Consider the following 23,859-nt stretch of genomic DNA (forward strand, 5'->3'; position numbering starts at 1 on the left):
AACGAATTTTAGAACTAAATGATGCGGAAACATCTGCACTTGAAGCAATTATTATTCAACCATCTTCAGAAGCAGAATCCCGGAAACAGCAAGATAAAAAACGAATTTTAGAACTAAATGATGCGGAAACATCTGCACTTGAAGCAATTATTATTCAACTATCTTCAGAAGCAGAATACCGGAAACAGCAAGATAAAATCAGACAGCAAGAAGAGATTTCCGTTAAGTTTGAAACGGTAACGGTGGATGAAAAAGGACAGGTAATTAAACCAGATTCTAACAACGAAGCTAAGTTTTTTAAGGAGGACTTAGGCAATGGCATAACTTTAGATATGGTTGAGATTTTTGGAGGCTCTTTTAATATGGGTTCGCCACCCAGTGAAAATGGTCGAACCAAAAATGAAGAACCACAGCACCCTGTAAATGTGCCTACTTTTTTTATAGGCAAGTTTCAAGTGACTCAGGAACAATACCAGCAAATAATGGGTAATAATCTATCTAAATTCAAGGGAAAAAAACGCCCTGTAGAGCGAGTTTCCTCGAATAATGCAGTAGACTTTTGCAAAAAGCTGAGTCAAAAGACTGGGCGCGAATATCGCCTACCTAGTGAAGCAGAGTGGGAATACGCCTGTCGTGCAGGAACAACGACACCATTTTACTTTGGCGAGACGATTACAACTGATTTAGCTAACTATGATGGGAATTATACCTACGCTTCTGCACCAAAAGGAAAAAATCGTCAAGAAACAACAGAAGTAGGAAGTTTTCCACCCAACGCCTTTGGGTTATACGATATGCACGGCAATGTCTGGGAGTGGTGCGAAGATACTTGGCATGACAGCTATAAAGGAGCGCCTAGTGATGGAAGTGCATGGATAGATGATAATGAATATTATAAAATGCTGCGGGGCGGTTCCTGGTTCGACTATCCTATCTACTGCCGTTCTGCGTCCCGCGACCTCGACAATAGGGCGGAGCGCTACCTCATCAACCACGATATTGGTATTCGTGTGGTGTGCGAGGTTGGGAGGACTTTTTAACCCTTTATACTTGAGCTAATTTGCCCTCTGCCCTTCTTTCCTTTAACCTTTTTGAGTGTAGCGAAGCGGAACAATCTAATTTTTTTCAAAAAACAGAGTAGATTAAATTGTGAACCAAGAGCTTACCCAAGCGATCGCTAATGCTAGAAGAAACCAAGCTCAGGGTAGAATCAGGGCGGAGGGTCATAACAGCTAAAAGAAAAAATTATAGATGCCAAAAATATATCCTAAGTCGTGGTTGGATAACGATACAGTAGCAGCCTGGATTTTTCTCACACCAGCACTAATTTTACTAGGCGTTTTTATCATTTGGCCGATCGCTTATTTGTTCTACCTCAGTTTCACCGCCGGTAGTTTCACCTTAAAAGGTATTTATTGGATAGGCTTAAAAAACTATTGGCGCTTGCTACTCAACCCCGATTTCTGGCAAGTTCTGGGTAACACCTTTTATTTTACTGTTGCTACCATCATTCCCAGTTTAGTTATCTCTTTGGGATTGGCAGTACTATTAAATCGCTCCATTCCCTTGCGGGGAATCCTGCGGAGTGCTTATTTTTTACCTTCAATTATTTCACTTGTGGCAGCCGGTTTGGGATTTCGCTGGCTGTTTCAAACATCAGGGCCAGTTAACGGACTTTTAGATTTTTTTAGCATTCCAGCTATACCTTGGCTAGGGGACACATTTTGGGCAATGCCGGTAATTATTTTAATGAGTATTTGGAAACAACTCGGTTTCAATATGGTAGTTTTTTTAGCAGGGTTGCAAGCAATTCCGCCCAGTCGTTACGAAGCAGCAGATTTGGATGGGGCAAATGCTTGGCAACAATTTTGGTATATTACTCTACCTGGATTGCGCCCGACTGTGATATTTGCAATCATCACTACCGCGATTTTTACATTGCGGAGTTTTGAGCAAGTTTATGTGATGACTGGCGGTGGCCCACTGAATTCGACTAATTTGTTAGTTTACTACATTTACCAAGAGGCTTTTGCTCAATTTGATTTTGGTTATGCAGCAGCCGCCGCGACGGTTTTACTAGCAGCGACGTTGGTACTAGTGTATTTGCAACTGCAAACTTGGGGAGAAGAGTAGGGGGACTTTATTTTTTATATAGGCTGCGATATTCCCAAGGATTCACAAATTTAGTATCACTCCAAATGCCAAGCCGTTGTTCTTTCGCCTCAGCTTCGGCTTGTTGAACTAAATCTTTGCTAGGACATTTGTTTAAATAGGGACGATACACTTTTGCTAAACCTTCTTGCAATAATACCTGTTGCACAAAAGTGCCATTTTTTAAACGGACTTCGGCAATTTTGCGTCCATAGCGATCGCTATCGGTGATATTCAAAGTCACGCGATCGCCTCCTTGTTGTACCAGTTGTTGCACCCGTTCTTGTGCTTTTACACCCCAAGTAAATTGATTGCGATCGCTACTGCGTTTACTCTGTTTTTCTTTGTTTGTATGGGCTATTTCTGGTGCATCTACACAAGCAAAGCGCACAGTGAAATTTTTACCGTTAGTATCTTTGACTACTAAGGTATCACCATCACTCACTCGCTCAACTGCTTCTCCAGAATTACCGATAAAGCGATCGCAGCCCATCAAACCCCAAATTATGATAGTTGCACAAAGCCAAAATCGCACTGGTTTAGTTAATCTCTCCATCCAAACTTACCTGCATTACCTCTGTGGGATGATAATAGCAAAATACAAAGATATATTTGTTAACTGTTGACATACTGCCACAGGTAATTCAAAATTCAAAAGATGATGCGACGGGAGCATCCCAAATGTGCAAGTTATATCAAACTCAGGTTACAAATTGTCATTGCGAGCACAACGTAGTGGAGAGAAGCAATCCCATATCTTGCGATTGCTTCACTACGCTGTCGCTTCATTCGCAATGACAAACATGTTCTTGCAAAATTGGGATGCTCCCGATGCGACAGATTTCTGCTATTAAAGTGCAAAAACTCAACAGTCTAGTAGCCCGTCCCAAAAGTTTTGAGAGGTTAATGGTGTTCAGATCCCCGACTTCTTGAAGAAGTCGGGGATCTAGCAGCCCTACAAAATTAACGGGACAGACCACTAGCCTGATGAAAAACTTTTCATATTCCCAGAACTGCTACACTAGTTATGGAAAACCTAAAACAAGTAATAATCAGATAAATAGCGTTACTACCCAGCAAACCTGAGTTAGGCTATTCCTAAAAAATCTATGAAAGCTGAAGCAGAAAACCATCTCAGGCTGACTTGTGAAGTAGAAACTACCATAAAGGTGATTGGCGGACGCTGGAAAGTTTTGATTATTAGAGAATTAATGAGTGGCGTAAAACGGTTTGGTGAGTTGCAACGCGCTTTACCTGGAGTTACGCAAAAGATGCTAACTCAGCAACTCAGAGAAATGGAGGAAGATGGCATTATTCATCGAGAAGTTTATCCCCAAATTCCACCCAAAATAGAATATTCTCTAACGCCTTTAGGAGAAACTTTGCAACCAATTCTCTATGCCATGCATGAATGGGCTGTGCAACATTTAGCTAGACCAAATCACCATTAATATTGAGCATAAGTAATAAGTAATAATTGCTAACTTTCAATTTGAGTTAGCAAATTTCTTCAAATTACGAATTACGAATTACGAATTATTTTATTCGTTGTTTCGTAAATATTCAATTGCTGCCTCTAATTTTGAGGGGTAACTTTCAGCAAACTTTTCAAACCAAAGTCCTTCAGACGAAAGTGGATCTACTTTAGCTAACCATTGTTTTGCTTGAACTTTCAAAGCCTCTAATTGTTTGGCTTTGAGTTGTTCTTGTCGAATTCTTTCCTGTTCTAGTTCTTGCTGTTTTTTTAATTCAATAGCAGCATCCTCTTGGGCAAAATCAGCTTTAACTTCTGCCAAAAGGTTATCTATGAAAGATGCCGACTTTGGCGATGATGGAATGAACGATTTGGCTGTGGCTGATTTTGACTGCTGCTGTTGTGGTTGTACTTCTTTGTATTCAGTTTGGAGTTCAGCTAATAGCTTATCAATGGAATCCATTTTGGCAATTCCTAATAAATGGTATAGCTAGTACCGCAAGGCGGAATTCAAAATTCAAAATTCAAAATTCAAAATGAATAGAGCATAAAGTTTTCAGAAATTTTGAATGGTATGTCTATTTACGCCGTGGTGTACTAGTACAAGAAGGCAAAAGTAAAAAGAAAGAATGCTTATTTTGTAAGCTTTCTGGCTATTTTAAATGGGTGGTTTATTTACGCCGTGCTGTACTAGTCATTAATGGCATTGAGTAGCACTTCTGATAGACTCAAATCTTCCATATCTTCCATAGTAATGGTGTCACAGATATCAAACTTAGCACCAGCACTTTGGAGTTCATCATCTAAGACTTTGAGAAAGCGGGTAGCTTGTGGATCTGTGCCGACTTGAATGAAGGAAATGGCTAATTCTTCATCTCGATCGATGCGGCGAGAAGCTTCAATAATTACTCTCATGACTGCTTTGCGATCGTCCGGTTCACCATCAGTAATCACTAAAATTGTTTCACCATTTGGCTTGGTTTGACCGGCTGCTTTGCGTTGTAGATAATCATCAGTTGCGTGCTTTAACACACCTGCCAAATCAGTTGTACCAGAGGGGTCATTCTCTCGGAAAATTTGCGTTACTATGCTAGATGTCACATTTTCATATCGCTTAAATCTACCAGAAAATACATAAATAGTGATGCCATCTGGGTCAAATTGCTCACACTTACTAGCTAAAGCTAAAGTAGATTCTTGTGCTGCAACCCATCTAGTTCTACCACCCTTTTGATCTTGGGTTGCCATGCTGCCGCTTTTGTCGATAATTAAGGTATAGTCACGATTTTCCAGCATTATTAAATTCTCCAGTTAATAGTAAAGAGTTACTAGACTATGAGCGATCAACACATTAGTCAGTTATTGCGTTTGTCAATACATCTACAAGGCTCATTTCTTCTAAGTCGTCTAAAGTGACGGTATCACAAATATCAAATTTAGCGCCGACACTTAGCAACTGATCGTCTAAAGCTTTGAGGAACTTAGTTGCTTGGGCATCTGAACCGACTTGAATGATTGAAATTCCTAATTCTTCATCACGTTCCATCTGGCGAGTAGCATGAATAATTACTTCAAATACAGCTTTGCGATCGTCTGGTTCACCATCGGTAATAACTAAAATTGTCTCTCCGTTTGGCTTACTTTTACCGACTGTTTTGCGTTGAAAGTAGTTATTGAGTGCATCCTGGAGTACACCTGCTAGGTTTGTTGTGCCAGAAGGGTCATTTTCGAGAAATATCTGCGCGACTTTGGCTGAGGTGACATCATCGTAGCGTTTAAATCTACCAGAAAACACATAGACAGTGATGCCATCAGGGTCAAACTGTTCGGCCTTTCTGGCTAAAGCGAGAGTAGACTCTTGGGCGATTTCCCATCTACTTCTACCACCCACTTGGTCGGGTGTGGACATACTACCGCTTTTGTCAATGATTAAGGTATAGTCGCGATCGCTCATCATAATCTTCTTTTGATTCTTACCCTGTGGTTCTAGTCTAGTCTACGGATTTGACGATACCGTAAGTATTTTAAGCTTTCGTATCAATTATGCTACTCAATCATGTACCTATCCTGCTGGCAATATACTCGCGCCAAACATCCTCCGCGTCTGTTCAAACTCAGACCGCTTCTTCAATAGACATCTCCAGAAATTAAATATGCGTTATCCAAAATCCTTGTAGAGACGTAGCACTGCTACGTCTCTACATTCATTTTCACCAGATGTCTAATTGATTCACTTGTTCACCGATACAGCCAAACTCGCAGCAGTGAAAGCAGTTGCTCAGTATCTACAGGTTTGGTGATGTAGTCAGAAGCTCCAGCTTCGATGCATTTTTCCTTGTCGCCTGGCATGGCTTTGGCAGTTAAAGCAATGATTGGTAATGAGCGAAACTGTTGTTGCTGGCGGATGGCGCGGGTGGTTTCGTAACCATCCATTTCCGGCATCATGATATCCATCAAAACTATATTAATGTCAGGATTTGTTTGCAGCTTCTCTATGCCATCTCTACCATTTTCGGCAAATAGCACTTGCATTTGATAGCTTTCTAAAAAGCTGGTGAGGGCAAAAATATTTCGCAGGTCATCATCTACAATCAAAATTTTCCGATTAGCCAGCACCGGATCGTTTTGATGTAGTTGCTCTAGTATTTGCCGCTTTGGTGGGGGCAAATTTGCCTGCACTCGATGCAAGAATAGGGCAGTTTCATCTAACAATCGTTCTGGCGATCGTACATTTTTAATGATAATTGTCTCTGCTAGTCCCCGCAATTGGGTTTCTTCTTGTCGGCTGAGTTCTTTGCCTGTATACACAATGATTGGCAGTTTCAACAGCCTGGATTCAAGCTTGATCTGTTCAATGAGGGCAAACCCGCTCATATCGGGCAGACCGAGATCCAGTACCATACAATCAAAGTGATGCGATCGCAAAATCGAGAGGGCTTCTGCTCCCGTACCTACTGCTGTACTCTGGACATCGCCATTACCAATCAGTTCGATAATACTTTGAGCTTGTACCGGGTCATCTTCGACGATCAGGAGATTTTTTACCTGACGCTCAATAAAGCCTTTAATCTCAGTCAATACCTGAGTTAGGGCTTCTGGAGACACAGGTTTTTGTAGATAGGTAATCGCTCCTAGATTTAATCCCCGTTGCTGTCTTTCATCAACAGAAAGGATGTGTACTGGTATATGTCTGGTATCTGGTTTATGCTTCAGACGATCCAGCACCGTCCAGCCATCCATCTCTGGCATGTGGATATCTAGCATAATTGCATTGGGTTTAAACTGTTCTGCTAGTGCTAGACCTTGTTTACTGTGTAAAGCAACAATAGTTTTAAAGCCCTGCTGACGCGCCATATCTAGTAAGATGCGGGCGAATTTATCGTCATCCTCAATAATTAACAAGGTGCGATCGCCTGGTTGAATTATTTCCCGATCATCTGGAATTTCGCTAGGGGAAATAGTAAGTACTTTCGCGGATGAAGATGTATCTATCAACGCAGGCGTTTTTTCCACCATTGGCACATCTTTGATAGTCGATGCTGTGTGGATAGAAGTAGTTGGCTCAGGGGGTGGGGTGGTGAGAGTATTTTGACTATTATTTTTTTCTTGTCGCCTGGGTAAGAAAAGGGTGAAGGTGCTTCCTTGCCCTGGTTCGCTAACTATTTCAATTCTCCCTCCCAACAGTTGAGCCAATTCACGGCTGATTGATAAGCCTAAGCCAGTCCCGCCATACTTGCGGCTGGTGGTGCCATCTGCCTGCTGAAATGCCTCGAAAATAATCTTCTGCTTCTCGGCTGGAATGCCTATACCTGTATCGCTGACGGCAAAAGCAATCATGGAATTATCAACTTGGGCGATTTGTAACTTCACGCTTCCCTGTTCTGTAAACTTAAAAGCGTTAGCTAGGAGATTTTTCAGCACTTGTTGCAGGCGTTTGGAGTCGTTATAAATTGTTGTGGGTAATTTCTCATCCAGTTCAATAGTAAAACTGAGTTCTTTATTGTGGGCAACTTGCCGGAAAGTCTGCTCTAGAGATGTTTCCAAATCTACTAAAGCAATTTGCTCAATATCAAGGGACATAGTGCCCGACTCAATTTTTGCTAAATCTAGAATGTCATTAATCAACTCCAGCAAATCATTTCCAGCTGAGTAAATAGTCCGGCTGTATTCTACTTGTTTGTCAGTTAAATTGTTGAGAGAGTTATCTGCTAGCAGCCTTGCCAAAATTAACAGGCTATTTAGCGGTGTCCGTAACTCGTGGGACATATTCGCAAGAAATTCTGACTTATATTTGGAAGACAATGCCAATTGTTCAGCTTTTTCTTCCAAAGACTGCCTTGCCCCTTCAACTTCCTGATTTTTGCGGGCAACTTCCTGATTTTGGGCTTCTAATAATTCTGCCTTTTCTTCTAGCTCCTCATTTAATTGTTGTAATTCTTCGTTAGACTGCTTGACCAGAAATTGTGATTCCTCTAACTCATGCGCCTGTTCTTCTAGGCGTTGATTGCTTTGCTGTAGTTCTTCTTGCTGGGTTTGGAGTTCTTCTGTTAAAGCAACAGACTCTTCAAGTAGTTGCTGGGTTTGCGCTTGTGAGGCGATGTTATTTAAAAATACACCAAGAATTTCACTCAATTGCTCTAGAAATGTTAGGTGCAACTGGTTAAAAGGCCCAAAAGAGGCAAGTTCAATTACAGCACTTACCTCTGCTTCAAATAGTATAGGTAAGACAATAATATTTAGCGGTGGTGCTTCTCCCAAGCCAGAATTGATGCGGATATAGTCATGAGGAACTTCTGTTAAAAGGATTCTTTGTTTTTCTAGGGCGCATTGTCCCACTAATCCTTCACCTAAGCGAAACTGATTTGCCAGGTTTTTCCGCTCTTTGTAAGCATAACTACTCAACAACTTCAGCACAGGCTGGTCATCTACAGAGTCCATCGCATAAAAAACGCCCTGCGAGGCCCCAACCAGTGGTGCTAAATTTGACAAGAGCATCCGAGCCACGCTTTCCAGATTTCGCTGCCCTTGAAGCATCTGCGTAAATTCAGCTAAGTTAGATTTTAGCCAGTTTTGCTCCTCATTTCTTTGAGTGGTGTTTCGCAGATTAACAATCATTTGGTTGAAGGTGCGTGTCAACACACCAATTTCATCCTGGCGATCGCTATCTGGTAAACTTACCGATAGATCCCCATCTGCCATTTTTTCTGCTAAATCAGAAACTTGCTTCAGTGGTGCTGAAATATGTCTGGTCAGGGTGAATCCGATTAAAGCTAAGAGCAAAGAAAATAAGGGAATACTATAGACAATACTGGCAAGCGTTTGCTGGGCGGCTGCTCGTGCTTTCTCTGAGCGTATTTTCAGCAGTGTATTCTCCTCATGTTCCATCGTCTGGATAACTTTACGGATTTCACTCATTAACTGCTTGCCCAGGTCTGTCAGAACGACCTTCTGAGAAGCTTCAAAACCTTGGTTCTGGCGTAAATCAATAGTTTCTTTAAGTTCGTCCAGCTTCTGAGTGATTAATGGCTGTAAAATATCCAGCTGCTGTTGCTGCTTGGGGTTATCTACCGTTAACCTTTGAATTTCCTTAACTTTTTGATTTATTACTTGAATAGCAGCATTATAAGGTTCTAAATAGCGTTGTTCGCCAGTGATAATGTAACCGCGTTGTCCAGTCTCAGCATTTGTAAGTTGTAAGTTCAGGTCTTCCAGCTGACTTAACACCTGGTAAGTATGGCTTTCTTTGCGCGAAGTTTCAATTAGCTCATTGGTGCTTTGGTAGGAGATTAGACCAATGGTGGTCAGAGTTGCCAAACTCAAGGCAAAACTTATCCCAATCTTGGTTCCAATCCTCAAACGGTTCAACATTATTCCAGGCAGGTATTTAAATTATTTCTGTTGTTGAGACTATTCTGATGATGTTTTAACTATCCAAAATCAATATTAGGATAGGTTGTTATGGAATCTATCTAGTTTTTTAGATTGCAAATATTACTATTTCTATCCTCGTTTATTTAGAAATGTAAAGCTATCTTAAATAAGTATATCAATAATCTCTTTATCTAGCATTCTGCTCATTTAAAAAACTAAACCTTTAGACAGCATAACTTCTTTCAAAAGAAGCAGCCACATTATTTTGTAATTTAATTTTGTAGTGGATAATTAAAAACTTATTCTTAAATTATAAATTGAGCATCATACTTTATTAAAAAATGGTTTTTTTATGATTATATTAAAAATAATCCAACGCTAATTTTAATATCTTAGTGGCATGGCAAGCTTAAAATAAGGCATTAGACGTAGGTTGGGTGGAGCGGAGCGCAACCCAACAGATATCAGGATGTTCGGTTACGCAAAGCCTCCAACGCCACTTGCTACAACGCGGGGAACCCGCGCAACGCAGTGGCTTCCCAACCTACAATTTTTTTTGTAACATTTTAGTCTTGCCACCCCACTAATTATGATTATTCAACAATTTTGTGTCTTTAAAAAAGCTGGATAGTAAAATCAAGTTGAATTATAAATTTGTCATAACCTGGCGATCGCTTCTAGTCGCATCAAGTTGAGATGGGCTATAGATAGTAAAGTGTTGAATCTTGTTACTCTCTAAAATAGCTCTTGCACCGGCTACGTATATATCAGTGCTTTTTAAGACTAATAGGTAACGATCAAGGGTCAAATGATGCTCATAATATCTAGCTAGATCGTCAGAAATTCCTAAATTATTAGTGTAGTTATCTTGGTAACTGCTGATATTTACCTCCGAAATATCATTTAGACTGCTTGTATTTTTAGTAACTATCGATATTTGACTCATTGGAAAGCCAGCAGTTTTCAGTTCAGTAAGCGCTTTTTCGGCATCTTGGCACGCATAGAAAACACCAAGCGCGTGTTTATAGCGACTATTTGGGGTAGAGTATGGCTCATAAGCCCCCCACTGTTGAATATCACGACGATTAAAAATCCTCTTAGCAATGCGAATTTCTATGTCTATGCCAGTTACTATCACCAAATAGTAACCTTTACAGACAAGATCGCTGTAACCCTGTGCTGGCTTTTCCGCAATTCCTAAACTTAGGAACAAAGTGGGTAAACCACCTGTTAAAGTGGTAGCGATCGCAGTTACTTCTGCTCCGGCTAAGATGACTGGGCCTATACCAGGAATTACCAAGAGTACTAAACCGACCAATAAGCCAGTAAGACCATCTAAAGCACTACCAGTAACGGCTCCAGCAGCATCTTCTGAGGATGTATTGCTAGTGTGTTCTCTAATTTCAACACCAGCAATATCACTTTGTTCTTCTGTATTCCGTGCAACAACAGAAACTTTCTGCATTGGAAAATTAGCAGCTTTTAACTCCTGAAGTACCAATTGTGCATCGGAATACCTAGCGAAAACTCCTACAGTTCTTCGCTCTTTTTCTAGTGTCATTTTATCGGTTTATTGCAGCTCGAAGTGATTCCCAAAACTGTTAGCTAATTCGGGGTAATTACACAGCCCGACGAGTTAGTAAACCCCAAAGGAAAATCAGTATCATCGCCCCAATCACAGAAAATAAAATGCTTCCCAGAGATAAAGCTCCTACAGATGCGGCGGCGGCTGAACTACTTCCGAGCAAGACTTGACCCAAATAACCCCCAAATACGGCTCCAAGGATTCCTAATACAATGGTGGAGAGAATACCACCACCTTGGGTTCCGGGATAAAATAACTTAGCTAATGCACCTGCAATTAAACCCAAAACCAGCCAAGCAATAATGTTAGTCATAGAATTTCTCCTTCCTTGAGGATCTGCTTTGTTTGTTTTTTACTGACTTTATATTAAAGTTTGCCTGCAAAATTTCTGATCTATCTAGAGAACTAATATCAAAAATCTTTAGATATTACTGATAGGAATGACTGGGGACTGGTGACTGGTATTTTTACTCAGCACGGGCTAAACGCCCCGCTACTGCTAACAGCACTCATTACCCAGCACTTAGGAATACTGCCCGACGCATTTTTTCAGGGGAACATCCCAATTTCGCAAGAACACATTTGTCATTGCGTACTCCTTCGGAGAACCCGAAGGGTACGAAGCGACAGCGTAGCGTCTCCAAGAGTTGCAATCCCATATCTTGCGATTGCTTCACTCCACTACGTTTCACTCGCAATGACAATTTTTAACCTGAATTTGATATAACTTGCACATTTGGGATGCTCCCTTTTTTCAGTAGATTAACAATAGACTAGACATCTCCAGAAATTAAAGATGCGTTACCCAGAACCCTTGTAGAGACGTAGCAGTGCTACGTCAAAACAATTCTTTTTCGGAGATGTCTACTATCTCAAGGGCACTTTATGACCGAAAATGACTCATGATACAGAGCAACTAAATTTATTTATGGGGATCATTAATTTTGAATTTTGTTAGCGTAGCGTTAGCGAGTCCGCGTACTCTTACAGAGAAGCAAGCTACGCGCAGCGTCTCGTAGAGAGCGTCATCTTGAATTCGGAGCGAAGCGACGTGACTTCTTTTGAAACTTCAGTTGAAGATTTGGTACTAGTTGCTGGTGCAACTGGTGGAGTGGGGCAACTGGTGGTAGGCAAGTTGCTAGAGAAAGGCTTAAAAGTTCGTGTCTTGACACGCAATACCGTAAAAGCTGAAGAGATGTTTAACCAGAGAGTAGAAATTGCCGTTGGTGACATTCGCCAACCAGCAACACTGCCAGCCGCAACCCAAAATGTTACCCACATCATAAATTGTACCGGGACTACCGCTTTTCCCTCTGCGCGCTGGGAGTTTGACCAACCCCCAAACTTGATTGAATGGGGAATCACTTTCCTTAACCCTAAATCTAGTGAAGCAAAAGCAAAGAATAGTCCGGCAAAGGTTGATGCCCAAGGTGTCAGCAATCTAGTGGCAGCAGCACCCCGGAATTTGAAGCGATTCGTTTTCGTTTCTTCTTGTGGAATTCTCCGTAAAAATCAGTTTCCTTTTAGTATTCTTAATGCTTTTGGCGTGTTGGATGCCAAACAAAAAGGTGAGGAGTCCATTATTAATTCAGGATTGCCCTACACCATTATCCGCCCAGGACGGCTGATAGACGGGCCCTATACCTCATACGACCTCAATACCCTCCTGAAGGCAAAAACAGGGGGTAAATATGGTGTGGTCGTAGGCACTGGCGATACACTTTCAGGTGATACCAGCCGGATTGATGTAGCCAGCGCTTCTGTGGAATGCCTTTTTCAGCCAAGTAGTTCTAGGAAAATTTTTGAAATAATCAACCAAGGACAAAGACCGTCTGTAATTGACTGGGAAACTCTTTTCTCTAAGTTGGGGTGAGTAATGTCTAATTCTGGGTTGACCATCTCACCCAGGTCTTTCCGTTTCAGTTACCCTGAAGTTAGCTATCCAACTAGTATTGACTGTCCCATAGTATAGAATAGATGACTCAACAAACTTCTAGAATTTGTATCCTTGGCGGGGGCTTTGGTGGTCTATACACAGCCCTGCGCTTAAGTCAATTACCTTGGGAATCTACGCAAAAGCCCGAAATTGTTTTGGTAGATCAAAGCGATCGCTTCTTATTCTCTCCTTTACTTTACGAATTACTCACTGGCGAACTGCAAACTTGGGAAATTGCCCCACCCTTTGAAGAACTTTTACAAGGCACTGGGGTGCGTTTCTATCAAGGGGTTGTGTCTGGAATTGACATCGACCAGCAACGGGTAAATATCCAAGAAGGGCCAGAAATCCCTTACGACCGATTAGTGCTGGCGCTAGGAGGTGAGACACCGTTAGATTTAGTACCTGGTGCAGCAGCTTACGCCTATACATTCCGTACAATCTCTGATGCCTATCGTTTAGAAGAACGCCTGCGATTTTTAGAAGAATCCGATGCTGATAAAATTCGAGTAGCGATCGTTGGGGCTGGCTACAGTGGTGTAGAGTTAGCCTGTAAGTTAGCCGACAGACTAGGCGAAAGAGGACGCTTTCGGATCGTTGAAATCGCTGATCAAATCTTGCGAACTTCCCCAGAGTTTAATCGGGAAGCAGCAAAAAAAGCAATAGAAGCCCGTGGCGTATTTCTTGATTTAGAAACCAAAGTCGAATCTATAGAGCAAAATTCCATTTCCCTAGAGTACAAAAACCAGTTAGATAAGATTCCCGTAGATTTGGTAATTTGGACTGTAGGAACTAGGGTTGCGCCCGTAGTCAAATCTCTTTCCCTCAAGCAAAACCAGCGTGGTCAAATCAGCACTACATCTAATCTGCAAGTTATCGCTCATCCAGAAATCTTTGCCTTGGGAGATTTAGCAGACTGTCATGATACTGAAGGACAGCAAGTCCCCGCTACCGCACAAGCGGCTTTCCAACAAGCTGATTATACTGCTTGGAATATCTGGGCAAGTCTGACTAATCGCCCTCTTCTTCCCTTCCATTACCAACAGTTAGGAGAAATGATGGCACTAGGAATAGACAATGCTACTCTCACTGGTTTAGGAATTAAACTAGATGGGCCATTGGCATACGTCGCCCGTCGTGCTGCTTATTTATACAGGCTACCAACTTTAGACCATCAGCTTAAAGTTGGTTTTAATTGGCTAGTCCGTCCGATCATAGAAACACTTTCTCGGTAACTTTCAGATTGGGCATTGGGCATTGGGGATTGGGCATTGGGGATTGGTGAAGAACCAAGACATCTATATTAAAGAAGTCGGAAGTCGGAAGTCGGAAGTCGGAAGTACCGTTTTGTCACGGGGATTTAGACCCCGCAAACACATACTTGCGGCTTGTTAGAAGCCGGGGAGTTAAACCCGCCGAAGTTTGATGATTTGTTTTATTTCCGTCAACTTATTTAGTAGATGCTAGACTCTACCCACAGAAACTTTCTAACAAGCCAAAATCTAAAATTCAACACTGATGGAACAACCGAAAGTTATTTTTTTAGATGCTGTGGGTACACTCTTTGATGTCAAAGGTAGTGTGGGTGAAGTCTATAGTCAGATAGCCCAAGAATTTGGCGTTATAGTTTCAACCGAAACATTAAATAAAGCCTTCATCCAAAGCTTTAAATCAGCGCCGCCACCGATATTTCCAGATGCGGAACTGCAAGATATTCCCCAGCGCGAGTTTGATTGGTGGCGGATAATTGCCCTGAACACTTTTGAAAATGCAGGTGTTCTCAAGGAATTTTCTGACTTTTCAGCTTTTTTTAGCGAACTTTACATTCACTTTGGCACTGGCGAACCGTGGTTTGTCTATCCCGATGTCTTACCAGCTTTAACTAACTGGCGGCGCTTGGGAGTTAGTTTGGGGGTGCTATCCAATTTTGATTCTCGGATTTATTCAGTATTGCAAAGTTTAGGATTGAGAGAGTTTTTTACTTCCGTCACCATTTCTACCCAGGTACGTGCAGCTAAACCCGATCCTCAAATTTTTGCGATCGCTTTAGATAAACATAAATGTTCCCCAGAGGCCGCATGGCATATTGGCGATAGCATTGTCGAAGACTATCATGCAGCTAAAGCAGCTGGATTGAGAGGCGTTTGGATCAACCGGGGAAAATGAGGGTTGAGCAACAGTGAAAACTGTACCATCTCAACTGTAATACGCTAAAACATAAACTACTTAGTTAGCGATCGCAGCAGAGTTAATTCACCAGATACGAGATTATCGTAAATTAAAGAGTTTAAGAACCTGCAATCTACATGTAGCACCCATTTCAGTCGGGGTTTGTCTTGAGAAATCGCTCCACTTGGGATGCATCCCAAGACCGCGTTTCTCGCTAAATCCCCGTCTGAAATTTCTTTAATTTTGAATTTTGAATTTTGAATTTTGAATTTTGAATTTTGAATTTTGAATTGTTAATTGCCGTTGTACACGGGGGGCAGTAATGTATTATTAGTTCAAAAAAGGTATGCCAGCCCTCTAATTATCGTTAAATGCTGAAGCAAACTTTTCCTTCCCCTGATGCACTCCGACGGTTTCCTTTTGGTCTAGCTGATATTGCCCTCATTCTTGGCACATTAGTACTGCTGGCGCTAATTGCGCGTGTCGGTGCTGGAACATTAGTGAGCTTTGTACCACCAAATGTAGTACCAGGTATCAGTCTTGACCCACGTAATTTACCCTATTACGCTGGGCGCTCAACCCTGCGAATGTTTATTGCCCTGTTTTACTCAACGCTGTTCACTTTAATTTATGGTTATATTGCTGCCAAAAGCCGCCGGGCTGAAAGAGTTCTGATTCCGCTACTCGATATCTTGCAGTCGGTTCCAGTACTAGGCTTTTTATCCATCACGGTTACAGGTTTTATTGCCCTGTTTCCCGGAAGCCTATTAGGACTAGAGGCAGCATCGATTTTTGCGATTTTCACTAGCCAAGTCTGGAACATGACCTTTTCATTCTACCAATCACTAAGAACACTGCCACCAGAACTAGATGAGGCCGTCAGGCTCTATCGGTTATCGGGATGGCAGCGGTTCACCAAACTAGAACTTCCTACAGCCATGATTGGGCTGCTGTGGAATGCAATGATGAGTTTTGGAGGTGGCTGGTTTTTTGTCGCGGCGAGTGAAGCGATCAGTGTACTCAACCAGCAATATACGCTACCGGGAATTGGCTCTTACGTAGCAGCGGCAGTTACCGCCGAGAATTTACCTGCCTTGGGTTGGGCGGTATTGACGATCGCGATCGTAATTATCCTAGTAAATCAACTATTTTGGCGACCCTTAGTCGCTTGGGCAGATAAGTTTCGCCTGGAACAGAGTGCCGCAGCCCAAGCCCCCGAATCCTGGGTCTACGATCTGCTAAAAGCAGCCCGAATTCCGCGTCTGCTGGGGCGGGTGTTAGATCCTTGGGGTGAAGGTATCAACCGTATTCTCTCATTGCTAACGCCACCCCGAATTCCTCGTGTTGTGGAAACTGGTGGGCAAGAAATAGGCGATCGCCTCTACAACTTGATCCTCCTGGTAGTAATTGGTGGGCTGTTGGTTGTCGGATTACACTTCATTTTCACAACAGTAGGACTAAGTGAAGTCATCAAAACCTTTGGGCTAGGATTACTCACTCTGTTACGTGTGCTGGTATTGTTGGTATTTTCAACTCTCGTTTGGACACCAGTTGGAGTAGCCATTGGGTTTAATCCCCGACTAGCAACTTTGTTGCAGCCTGTGGTGCAATTCCTGGCTTCATTTCCCGCAAACTTTATCTTTCCCTTCGCTACCCTATTTTTTATCCGTTCCCATATCAGCATTGATTGGGGTAGTATTCTGTTAATGTCCCTGGGCGCACAGTGGTACATCCTCTTCAACTCCATTGCTGGAGCGATGAGCGTCCCAACAGATTTGCGCGAGATGGCAACTAGCCTCGGTTTGCGTGGTTGGCTGCTGTGGCGCAAGTTAATCATTCCCGGCATCTTCTCCGCCTGGGTAACAGGTGGTGTCACTGCCAACGGTGGCGCATGGAACGCCAGTATTGTCTCTGAGGTTGTGGCTTGGGGGTCAACTACCCTGACTGCTAACGGATTGGGAGCATATATTGCTCACGCAACCGCAGCAGGCGACTGGCCTCGGATTACCCTGGGGATTGGAATGATGAGCCTATTCGTTGTTGGACTGAACAGAGTTTTTTGGCGACGACTGTATGAGTTAGCAGAAACCAAATACCATCTCTAAACCATCGTTCGCTAGAGGAGCAAGCATGACTTCTACCCAAGTTACTAATAACGTATTAATCTCTGTCGAACAAGTCAATAAGAGTTTTCCACTACCAGAGGGCAAAGGGGAATTTAAGGTTCTCCGCAACATTAATCTGACGGTAGCTGCGGGTGAAGTAGTAGCATTACTGGGGCGCAGTGGCAGTGGCAAAAGTACCTTACTACGGATTATGGCCGGCTTGATTCCAGCAAGTGAAGGTAGGGTAATCAGCAATGGTAAACGCCTGCAAGGTGCTAACCCTGGTGTCGCAATGGTATTTCAAAGCTTTGCACTGCTGCCCTGGCTGACAGTACAAGAAAACGTCGAGTTAGGGCTAGATGCCCAAGGTATTGGTCGAGATGAGAGACGACAACGAGCGCTTAAAGCTATTGACTTGGTGGGTTTGGATGGTTTTGAAAGTGCCTATCCTAAAGAGTTGTCGGGGGGAATGAGGCAACGGGTGGGCTTTGCCAGGGCATTTGTGCTGGAGCCACAAGTACTATTTATGGATGAGCCATTCAGCGCCCTCGATGTATTGACGGCTGAGAACCTGCGGGGGGAAATTGATGATTTATGGAATGCTGGCACATTTCCATCCAAAAGTATTTTGATTGTCACCCACAACATTGAAGAAGCCCTGTTTCTGGCAGATCGGGTAATTATTTTGGGATCAAATCCGGGGCATATTCGCGGTGAGGTGGTGATTGATCTGCCGCGGCCTCACGATCGCACCAGTATCCGCTTCAAATCACTGATAGATTATATCTACACAGTAATGACTAACCCAGACGTGGAAGTAACTGGGGCAGTTGCAGCAACCACATCAACCACATCAACTACTATAGAAATATCGCGATCGCCTGGTGCAATCCAAGAATCGCCCTATGCAAAACCCCTGCCTCACGTCAGAGTCGGCGGTATTAGCGGCCTGTTGGAGTTAATTGTCGATCAACCAGAGGGCAAAGATGATATTCCCCGTTTGGCAGAACGAATCCGGCTAGCCGTTGACGATCTCCTACCAATGCTTGATGCAACCGTGATGTTGGGCTTTGCTGAGGTTGCACAAGGGGATGTCTTTCTCACCGATATTGGACAAGATTTCGCAACTACAACTATTCTTCGCAGTAAAGACCTATTCCGGCAGCAAGTGCTATCAAATGTGCCAGTCGTCGTTAGCATGGTGCAGACATTGCGGGAAAAACGGAATCGCTCAATGCGAGCGGATTTCTTTATCGATTTACTTGATGAATACTATCCCCATGAAGAAGCCGAACGGCAATTTGCCACAGCCGTAGATTGGGGGCGTTATGCCGAATTGTTTGAGTATGACGCTAGTGAAGATAGATTGTACCTGCCAGAACTAGCAGCAACGCCAAGTAGTGAATCTGAGTCGATGGAATGACCAGAGGCAGATTGTCTCCGGCATAGTTACTCAGGCTATTTAATCCCACATATAGCGTTTCCCACTCAGATGGGGTACAACGTTATATCACAAGGTGTAGGGGCACGGCATGCCATGCCCCTACGGGTGTACCTCACTCAAATTGTACAAGCGATCGCCCTGATACAATGATGAAACCCACGGAATCAAGCCTGAGTAGCGGCTGACGAATTCCCTCTAGAATGGCTGCATTTAAAGCAGTTTCTATCTTGACTTCTTCAGCTAATGCCTGATCCCAATTTTGCTGGTTCAGACGCAGGCGTAATTGTTCTACTCGATTGCTTAATTTCTTTTCGGCAACGCTAGCACAATTTTGGCATAATTCAATAAAATCGGGACGATTGGAAAGTAATTCTGAAGAAGTGTTACGCACTTGATAGCAGAAATTTTGCCATTTACTAGGGTCAACAAAATCGTCAATAATTCCTAAGCGCTCTTTTGCTAGATTGTAATCTCGTCCTTGATTATTGTTTTTATCTTTATATGGACGTTGCAGGATACTTAAGAGTGCTTTATCTTCAACAACGCGTATTGGCTCTTTGCGACCATCAACATAGATAGTTTCTATAATTGGCGGAAATAAAGCATCAACACGTCTCTGCAAGTTTTTGAATTGAGAATTATCTAGTTTGTAATCGATTAAAACTTGTTTGACATTTTTTAAATTTGTCTCGACTACATAATTGCATTGGAAACCGAACCACTCTTTTCCTTCTTTAGCATCCCAAGATGTATCAGTGCGCCACATTGCAAAGGCTTCACCTCGGTCATCCCAGTTTATATAGTTCAAGAGTGCTTCGACAAATCCTTCGCCAACTCGAAAGAGCTTAATCCCAGGATTCTGGTTTGCTACTCTACGATTATAAGTACCAAATTGGTCTAGATAACTCTCAGCAAAACGGTTTTTTAACTCATTTATGGGAACTAAGGTACGCGTTGTTGGTTGATAACGTCGCATATCTGATGAATCTGGGTTATTCATTCCCCTGAATCCCAGCGCGTCACAAATCCAGCCTTCAATTGCTCGCTTAATTTCTAAATGGCAAGCATCGTAATTATCTAAATCTTGAAAATACTGGGTTGCAATTTCATCATTAGCGTCAATTTCATCGAGAGTATTTTGTTCGCTAATTTTGACTATTTCCGCTTCAATTTGCGCTTGAATTGGGGAAACCATCTCTAACAATCCAGCCGCACCTGATTGAAATAAAAGTGTTTCTAATTCTACAAGTTTCTCATCGACATAAAATTGAAGACTGGCAATTGATTGCTGGAAAATACCAAACCCATCTTTTAAGACTTTATACCAAGCATTGTGAGGACTATCTTCCAAATAAGGGCCAATCAAGGCAGTAGATTGAATGCCAATTTTGCTGCCAATGCGGTCAAGTCTGCCAATTCTCTGCTCTAATTGATTAGGCGACCAAGGCAGGTCAAAATGAATTAACCAATCGGCAAATTGGAGGTTACGCCCTTCTTCTCCAGAGCGATCGCATACTAGAATAAAGCAGTTTGGGTTATTCTTGAACCTATTTAAGCCTTCCTCAACTTTATCTGGTGATTCTCCAAATTGATGGCTGGCTACTGTCTCTGCACCAAAGGTATCAGACAAATACCGGACAATTTCGCCACAAGTTTGCACAAAACTAGTGAATACAATAAATTTGGGTAGAATATCGCCAGTAATTGGTCTCTTGATTCTCTGCTGGATTCTGGTGATGAATTCGTTTTGATTCTTGCGAACGTTTGCGGGAATTTTGAAGTAAGTACCTAGCTGATTCAGCAGCACTGTTTTTAAATTTTCCGTCCGTTGTCCGTCTTCTTGAGGTTGACGAATAATTTTTAGTAAGGATTGCAGAATTTCTTCTTCCCCTGAGAATTTGGGGGTTGTAGTTAAGATGCGAATATCATCTTCTTTAAACTCTTGGATGAGTTTAGGATGAGGTTTAGCTGTTAACCGAGCGTTAATTACTTGCTCTAAAATGCCTAACCAAGTGCCAGCAGCGAGAAATAACAGCAGAAAAATTCGCTGATATTGCTTTTCTTGAGGGGCAACACTCCGCCATTGATTGAGGAGTTCGTGGATATCAAGCGATCGCTCGTCTAAATCATACTCTTCTTTGGGCGTGAAGTTGCGGTCAAATATCACATCTTCCACCGCCGCGCGACGGTTGCGAAGCATTCGCCGATGCAGTCGATAGGTATCGCTGACATGGACACGAATCCCTTGGACGATTTGCTCTTGCTCAGTAGAATTTGTTTGTAAACAATTTTCTAAATCATCCGCCAGCTTCAGTAAATACTTATCTTCAGCAAAGAGGTTTCGTAGTTGCTGCAAGTTGCTTTTGAGAACCAGAGGTTCTGCACCTTCTTTAAAAGAAAGCAGAACTTTACCAATTTGCTGACGGCTTTCAACTTTGGTACGGAAACCTGCTAAATCACCCAGTTTATAGGTTGTTGGGTCGAGCAAGTGCAACATGGCTAAAAAATCTTGCTCATGATTCAGAACCGGAGTGGCAGATAATAAAAGTAAGCGATCGCTTTTATGAGCAAGTTCTTTGCAAGTCTGAAAACGCTGGCGAACTCCTGCATCCTTAGAGGTCGCCATTGCTGCAATATGATGAGCTTCATCTAAAATTAAACAGCCTATCTTCGCTTTCAGGTTGATTTTATGAATATCTTCAACCGCCAGCACCGCTACCCGTTTGCCAAAATGGGAGATGTAAAACTTGTTTTCTAACTCAGTCCGCCATTGTTTGAGCAAATATTGCGGAACTATCACCACCGCACCTCTTTTCGGCTCATCAAGAAGGAACTGACGGAGAATCGCACCCGCTTCGATGGTTTTTCCCAGTCCCACCTCGTCTGCTAACAAATAGCGTTGAATTGGGTCTTCCAGTACCCGCCTAACTACTTCAACTTGGTGAGGATAAAGATTGATATTTGCCGAAATTAGTCCTGTCATCCCCCGACTCACAGCGCGTTGCTGAATCAAGGATTTCACGAAAGCCAATCTTTTGTCATGGAAGTAGGGGGTTTCGTGACCCTTCATCGCCAGAGTTTCGATGGGATTTGTGTTGGGTAAATTGCAGCGAACGTAAATGTCTTCCACAGATGCGATCGCCGTCTTCTTATCTGGTAAATCTATTTGATACATTTCTGTATCTTCATCCCAGATAAAAACTCTGCCAACTATCCATTTTTCCTGGGTTGGGAACTTGATGTAGCATCTCGCTTGGGGTTCAAGCTTGACTTCAGAGAGCGAACTTAAAGGTAAAGTTTTTTCAAGACGCTGCCCTAGTGAGCAGAAATACTCAACGATCGCATTGGCATCAGATATTTCCGTAACTTTTCCGATACCCAAAGAGTTATTCTGGGACTGTACTAATAAACCAAGCTTAATCATAGATCCAGTCCCCTGAACACACTAAAAGAACCTTCCAGACTAGTTTTTGAGCCTATATCTGGTAGTTTTGTCGATCAACATTATAGATAATAAACTGGCATTACAGTTTTTATGAGAGCGATCGCGATGCTTTTATGAAGATACAAATATTGACTCGAACTCAGCCAATTTGTATTTTTACCTAAAATTACTCAATTTTAAGTATAAATTCATCTTCCCATTGTTCGACTCAGCAACCTTCAAGATCGGCATATCAGTTCGTGACTAAGTACAACATTTCATTAATTCATCGCGAATCCACTTTAGCAAAACTCTGCGTACCTCTGTGTTCCTCTGCGTTGAAAAAAGGCATTTAAACTAGACAAAATACTTGAGGTTGTATTTTATTTAATATCGGCTGATGTGTAGCATAACAGATTCACACTTTACCTTGATAACGCCACGATACAATTAAGGTAATGTAGTTTTATTCACGATGAAGAAAATCAGAGACAACACAATTAAGTTAAATCAATTTTTAAAGTTGATGGGTATAGTGCCAACTGGAGGACAAGCCAAGCTGATGATTCAAGGTGGCGATGTCCAAGTAAACGGTATGCTAGAAACCCGACGAGGACGGCGACTAGTACCAGGTGATAAAGTGACAATCCAAGGACAGACTTTAGAGGTAAATTTGAACAATAATGAAGACCAAGACGTAGTAATCGATTTTCCCGAACAAACCCAGTAAAAGATTTTTATCCCAGATTTCAAAGTTCCTCTTTTGCCTTGTGAGTAATGCTACAAATTTCCAACAAAGTTATTATCCCACAGACTGATATTGAAATTACTGCGATTCGCTCGCAAGGAGCAGGAGGCCAAAACGTTAACAAAGTTTCCACTGCGATTCACTTGCGCTTTGATATTGTGGCTTCATCATTACCCGATTATTATAAACAACAGCTTTTAAAGCTCAACGATCGACGCATCACCCAAGAAGGAGTCATCGTTATTAAAGCCCAAGAACATCGAAGTCAAGAGAACAATCGCGATTCAGCGTTGAGACGACTTCAAGAACTCATTCAAAGTGCAGTTGTAGTCACGATAAAACGCAAACCCACCAAACCAACCCGCAGTTCTCAAAGAAAGCGCCTCGATCATAAAATTAAACGCGGACAGGTTAAATCTAACAGAGGGCGGGTGACAGATGGTTGATTTATCGATTATTCGTAGAAAACATGATGGATAAAAAAAAGATGAATAAGACATTACTAAAAATTTTGATATTTGCACTTTTAATCTTGTTTATAATTTCTCCCTTTGCAGCCCTTGCGAGTTTAATGCTTGTAATATTATTTGCAGCATTTTTATCTTTACTAGGGGAAGTATTTCAAGCAATTATTGGTGGCGATACAAACCCGAAAAAGTCATAAAAGTAAAATTCAAAATGAAGATAGGGATTTACACGAAAGAGTTGTTTTCAAGGTGCGATCGCTAGATTGTAGACAATTTAAAATCTGTCACAGCAAAAGTTGACATATATAATTTCTTCTCGGTCAAACAAAAATTAAATAATTACAATATCGATTACCTATGAGGTTGTATAGAATAAGTTGGTTAGAGTACTCTACGTAAAAAAATACCCAATTGTCATTGTGTTCGCGTAGCGTCTCGTAGAGAGTGAAGCGAAGCAATCCTAGTCTTTGCGATTGCTTCGCTTC

Annotated in this window: 19 protein-coding genes; 11 read left to right on the forward strand and 8 right to left on the reverse strand. The window is 42.2% G+C overall.

Annotation, left to right across the window (positions count from 1 at the left end):
- Together V7K76_RS14715 and V7K76_RS14720 are read left to right on the forward strand one after the other, a co-directional pair.
- Positions 1–1,040 (forward strand): formylglycine-generating enzyme family protein (locus tag V7K76_RS14715; RefSeq protein ID WP_335029852.1); only part of this gene is annotated, 1,040 nt, incomplete at its 5' end.
- 211 nt (positions 1,041–1,251) lie between these two features.
- Positions 1,252–2,133, forward strand: a complete 882-nt coding sequence (locus V7K76_RS14720) for a carbohydrate ABC transporter permease (protein ID WP_334780004.1) — start codon at positions 1,252–1,254, stop codon at positions 2,131–2,133.
- Positions 2,134–2,140: 7 nt separating this feature from the next.
- On the opposite strand, the gene V7K76_RS14725 is transcribed toward V7K76_RS14720, so the two are convergent.
- Positions 2,141–2,707 carry a thermonuclease family protein gene (locus tag V7K76_RS14725; protein WP_334780005.1) on the reverse strand — a complete coding sequence of 189 codons (567 nt, stop codon included), beginning with the start codon at positions 2,705–2,707 and terminating at the stop codon, positions 2,141–2,143.
- Positions 2,708–3,260: 553 nt separating this feature from the next.
- Between V7K76_RS14725 and V7K76_RS14730 the strand changes: the two genes are divergently transcribed.
- Positions 3,261–3,602 (forward strand): winged helix-turn-helix transcriptional regulator, encoded by a 342-nt coding sequence (locus V7K76_RS14730; RefSeq protein WP_334780006.1) that lies wholly within the window; start codon positions 3,261–3,263, stop codon positions 3,600–3,602.
- Between the two features lie 90 nt (positions 3,603–3,692).
- On the opposite strand, the gene V7K76_RS14735 is transcribed toward V7K76_RS14730, so the two are convergent.
- From V7K76_RS14735 to V7K76_RS14760, 6 genes are all read right to left on the reverse strand, one after another.
- Positions 3,693–4,088 carry a salt stress protein, Slr1339 family gene (locus V7K76_RS14735; RefSeq protein ID WP_334780007.1) on the reverse strand — a complete coding sequence of 132 codons (396 nt, stop codon included), beginning with the start codon at positions 4,086–4,088 and terminating at the stop codon, positions 3,693–3,695.
- A 227-nt stretch (positions 4,089–4,315) separates the two neighbouring features.
- Positions 4,316–4,921, reverse strand: coding sequence for a vWA domain-containing protein (locus V7K76_RS14740; RefSeq protein ID WP_334780008.1), 606 nt, complete (start codon positions 4,919–4,921; stop codon positions 4,316–4,318).
- 55 nt (positions 4,922–4,976) lie between these two features.
- Complete coding sequence (locus V7K76_RS14745; protein WP_334780010.1) at positions 4,977–5,582, reverse strand: vWA domain-containing protein; 606 nt, start codon at positions 5,580–5,582, stop codon at positions 4,977–4,979.
- A 281-nt stretch (positions 5,583–5,863) separates the two neighbouring features.
- Positions 5,864–9,493, reverse strand: coding sequence for a response regulator (locus V7K76_RS14750; protein ID WP_334780011.1), 3,630 nt, complete (start codon positions 9,491–9,493; stop codon positions 5,864–5,866).
- Between the two features lie 649 nt (positions 9,494–10,142).
- Positions 10,143–11,057 (reverse strand): general stress protein, encoded by a 915-nt coding sequence (locus tag V7K76_RS14755; protein WP_334780012.1) that lies wholly within the window; start codon positions 11,055–11,057, stop codon positions 10,143–10,145.
- Between the two features lie 58 nt (positions 11,058–11,115).
- Positions 11,116–11,394, reverse strand: a complete 279-nt coding sequence (locus V7K76_RS14760; RefSeq protein ID WP_334697054.1) for a GlsB/YeaQ/YmgE family stress response membrane protein — start codon at positions 11,392–11,394, stop codon at positions 11,116–11,118.
- 738 nt (positions 11,395–12,132) lie between these two features.
- Between V7K76_RS14760 and V7K76_RS14765 the strand changes: the two genes are divergently transcribed.
- The 5 genes from V7K76_RS14765 to V7K76_RS14785 all read left to right on the forward strand — a co-directional run bounded on the left by V7K76_RS14765 (position 12,133) and on the right by V7K76_RS14785 (position 18,714).
- A complete protein-coding gene (locus V7K76_RS14765) occupies positions 12,133–12,954 on the forward strand; it encodes an SDR family oxidoreductase (protein ID WP_334780013.1) in 822 nt (273 codons plus the stop codon).
- A 104-nt stretch (positions 12,955–13,058) separates the two neighbouring features.
- Positions 13,059–14,252 (forward strand): NAD(P)/FAD-dependent oxidoreductase, encoded by a 1,194-nt coding sequence (locus V7K76_RS14770; protein ID WP_334780015.1) that lies wholly within the window; start codon positions 13,059–13,061, stop codon positions 14,250–14,252.
- A 283-nt stretch (positions 14,253–14,535) separates the two neighbouring features.
- Entirely contained in the window at positions 14,536–15,183 is a 648-nt protein-coding gene (locus V7K76_RS14775) for an HAD-IA family hydrolase (RefSeq protein ID WP_334780016.1), read from the forward strand.
- Between the two features lie 374 nt (positions 15,184–15,557).
- Entirely contained in the window at positions 15,558–17,291 is a 1,734-nt protein-coding gene (locus V7K76_RS14780; RefSeq protein ID WP_334780017.1) for an ABC transporter permease, read from the forward strand.
- A gap of 25 nt (positions 17,292–17,316) precedes the next feature.
- On the forward strand, positions 17,317–18,714 hold the full coding sequence (locus V7K76_RS14785; protein WP_334780018.1) for an ABC transporter ATP-binding protein: 1,398 nt from the start codon (positions 17,317–17,319) through the stop codon (positions 18,712–18,714).
- 133 nt (positions 18,715–18,847) lie between these two features.
- Here the strand turns inward: V7K76_RS14785 and dpdE are convergent, their stop codons facing one another.
- Positions 18,848–22,159, reverse strand: coding sequence for a protein DpdE (gene dpdE / locus V7K76_RS14790; protein WP_335029853.1), 3,312 nt, complete (start codon positions 22,157–22,159; stop codon positions 18,848–18,850).
- Positions 22,160–22,634: 475 nt separating this feature from the next.
- On the opposite strand from dpdE, the gene V7K76_RS14795 reads away from it, so the two are divergent.
- The 3 genes from V7K76_RS14795 to V7K76_RS14805 are packed head-to-tail and all read left to right on the forward strand — an operon-like array spanning position 22,635 to position 23,571.
- Entirely contained in the window at positions 22,635–22,889 is a 255-nt protein-coding gene (locus V7K76_RS14795) for an RNA-binding S4 domain-containing protein (protein WP_334780020.1), read from the forward strand.
- 47 nt (positions 22,890–22,936) lie between these two features.
- Entirely contained in the window at positions 22,937–23,353 is a 417-nt protein-coding gene (gene arfB / locus V7K76_RS14800) for an alternative ribosome rescue aminoacyl-tRNA hydrolase ArfB (RefSeq protein WP_335029854.1), read from the forward strand.
- Between the two features lie 23 nt (positions 23,354–23,376).
- Positions 23,377–23,571: a hypothetical protein gene (locus tag V7K76_RS14805; RefSeq protein WP_335029855.1), complete on the forward strand. Its 195-nt coding sequence runs from the start codon at positions 23,377–23,379 to the stop codon at positions 23,569–23,571.
- Positions 23,572–23,859 lie beyond the last annotated feature (288 nt).

The organism is Nostoc sp., from assembly GCF_036917975.1.
Classification (GTDB): domain Bacteria; phylum Cyanobacteriota; class Cyanobacteriia; order Cyanobacteriales; family Nostocaceae; genus Nostoc.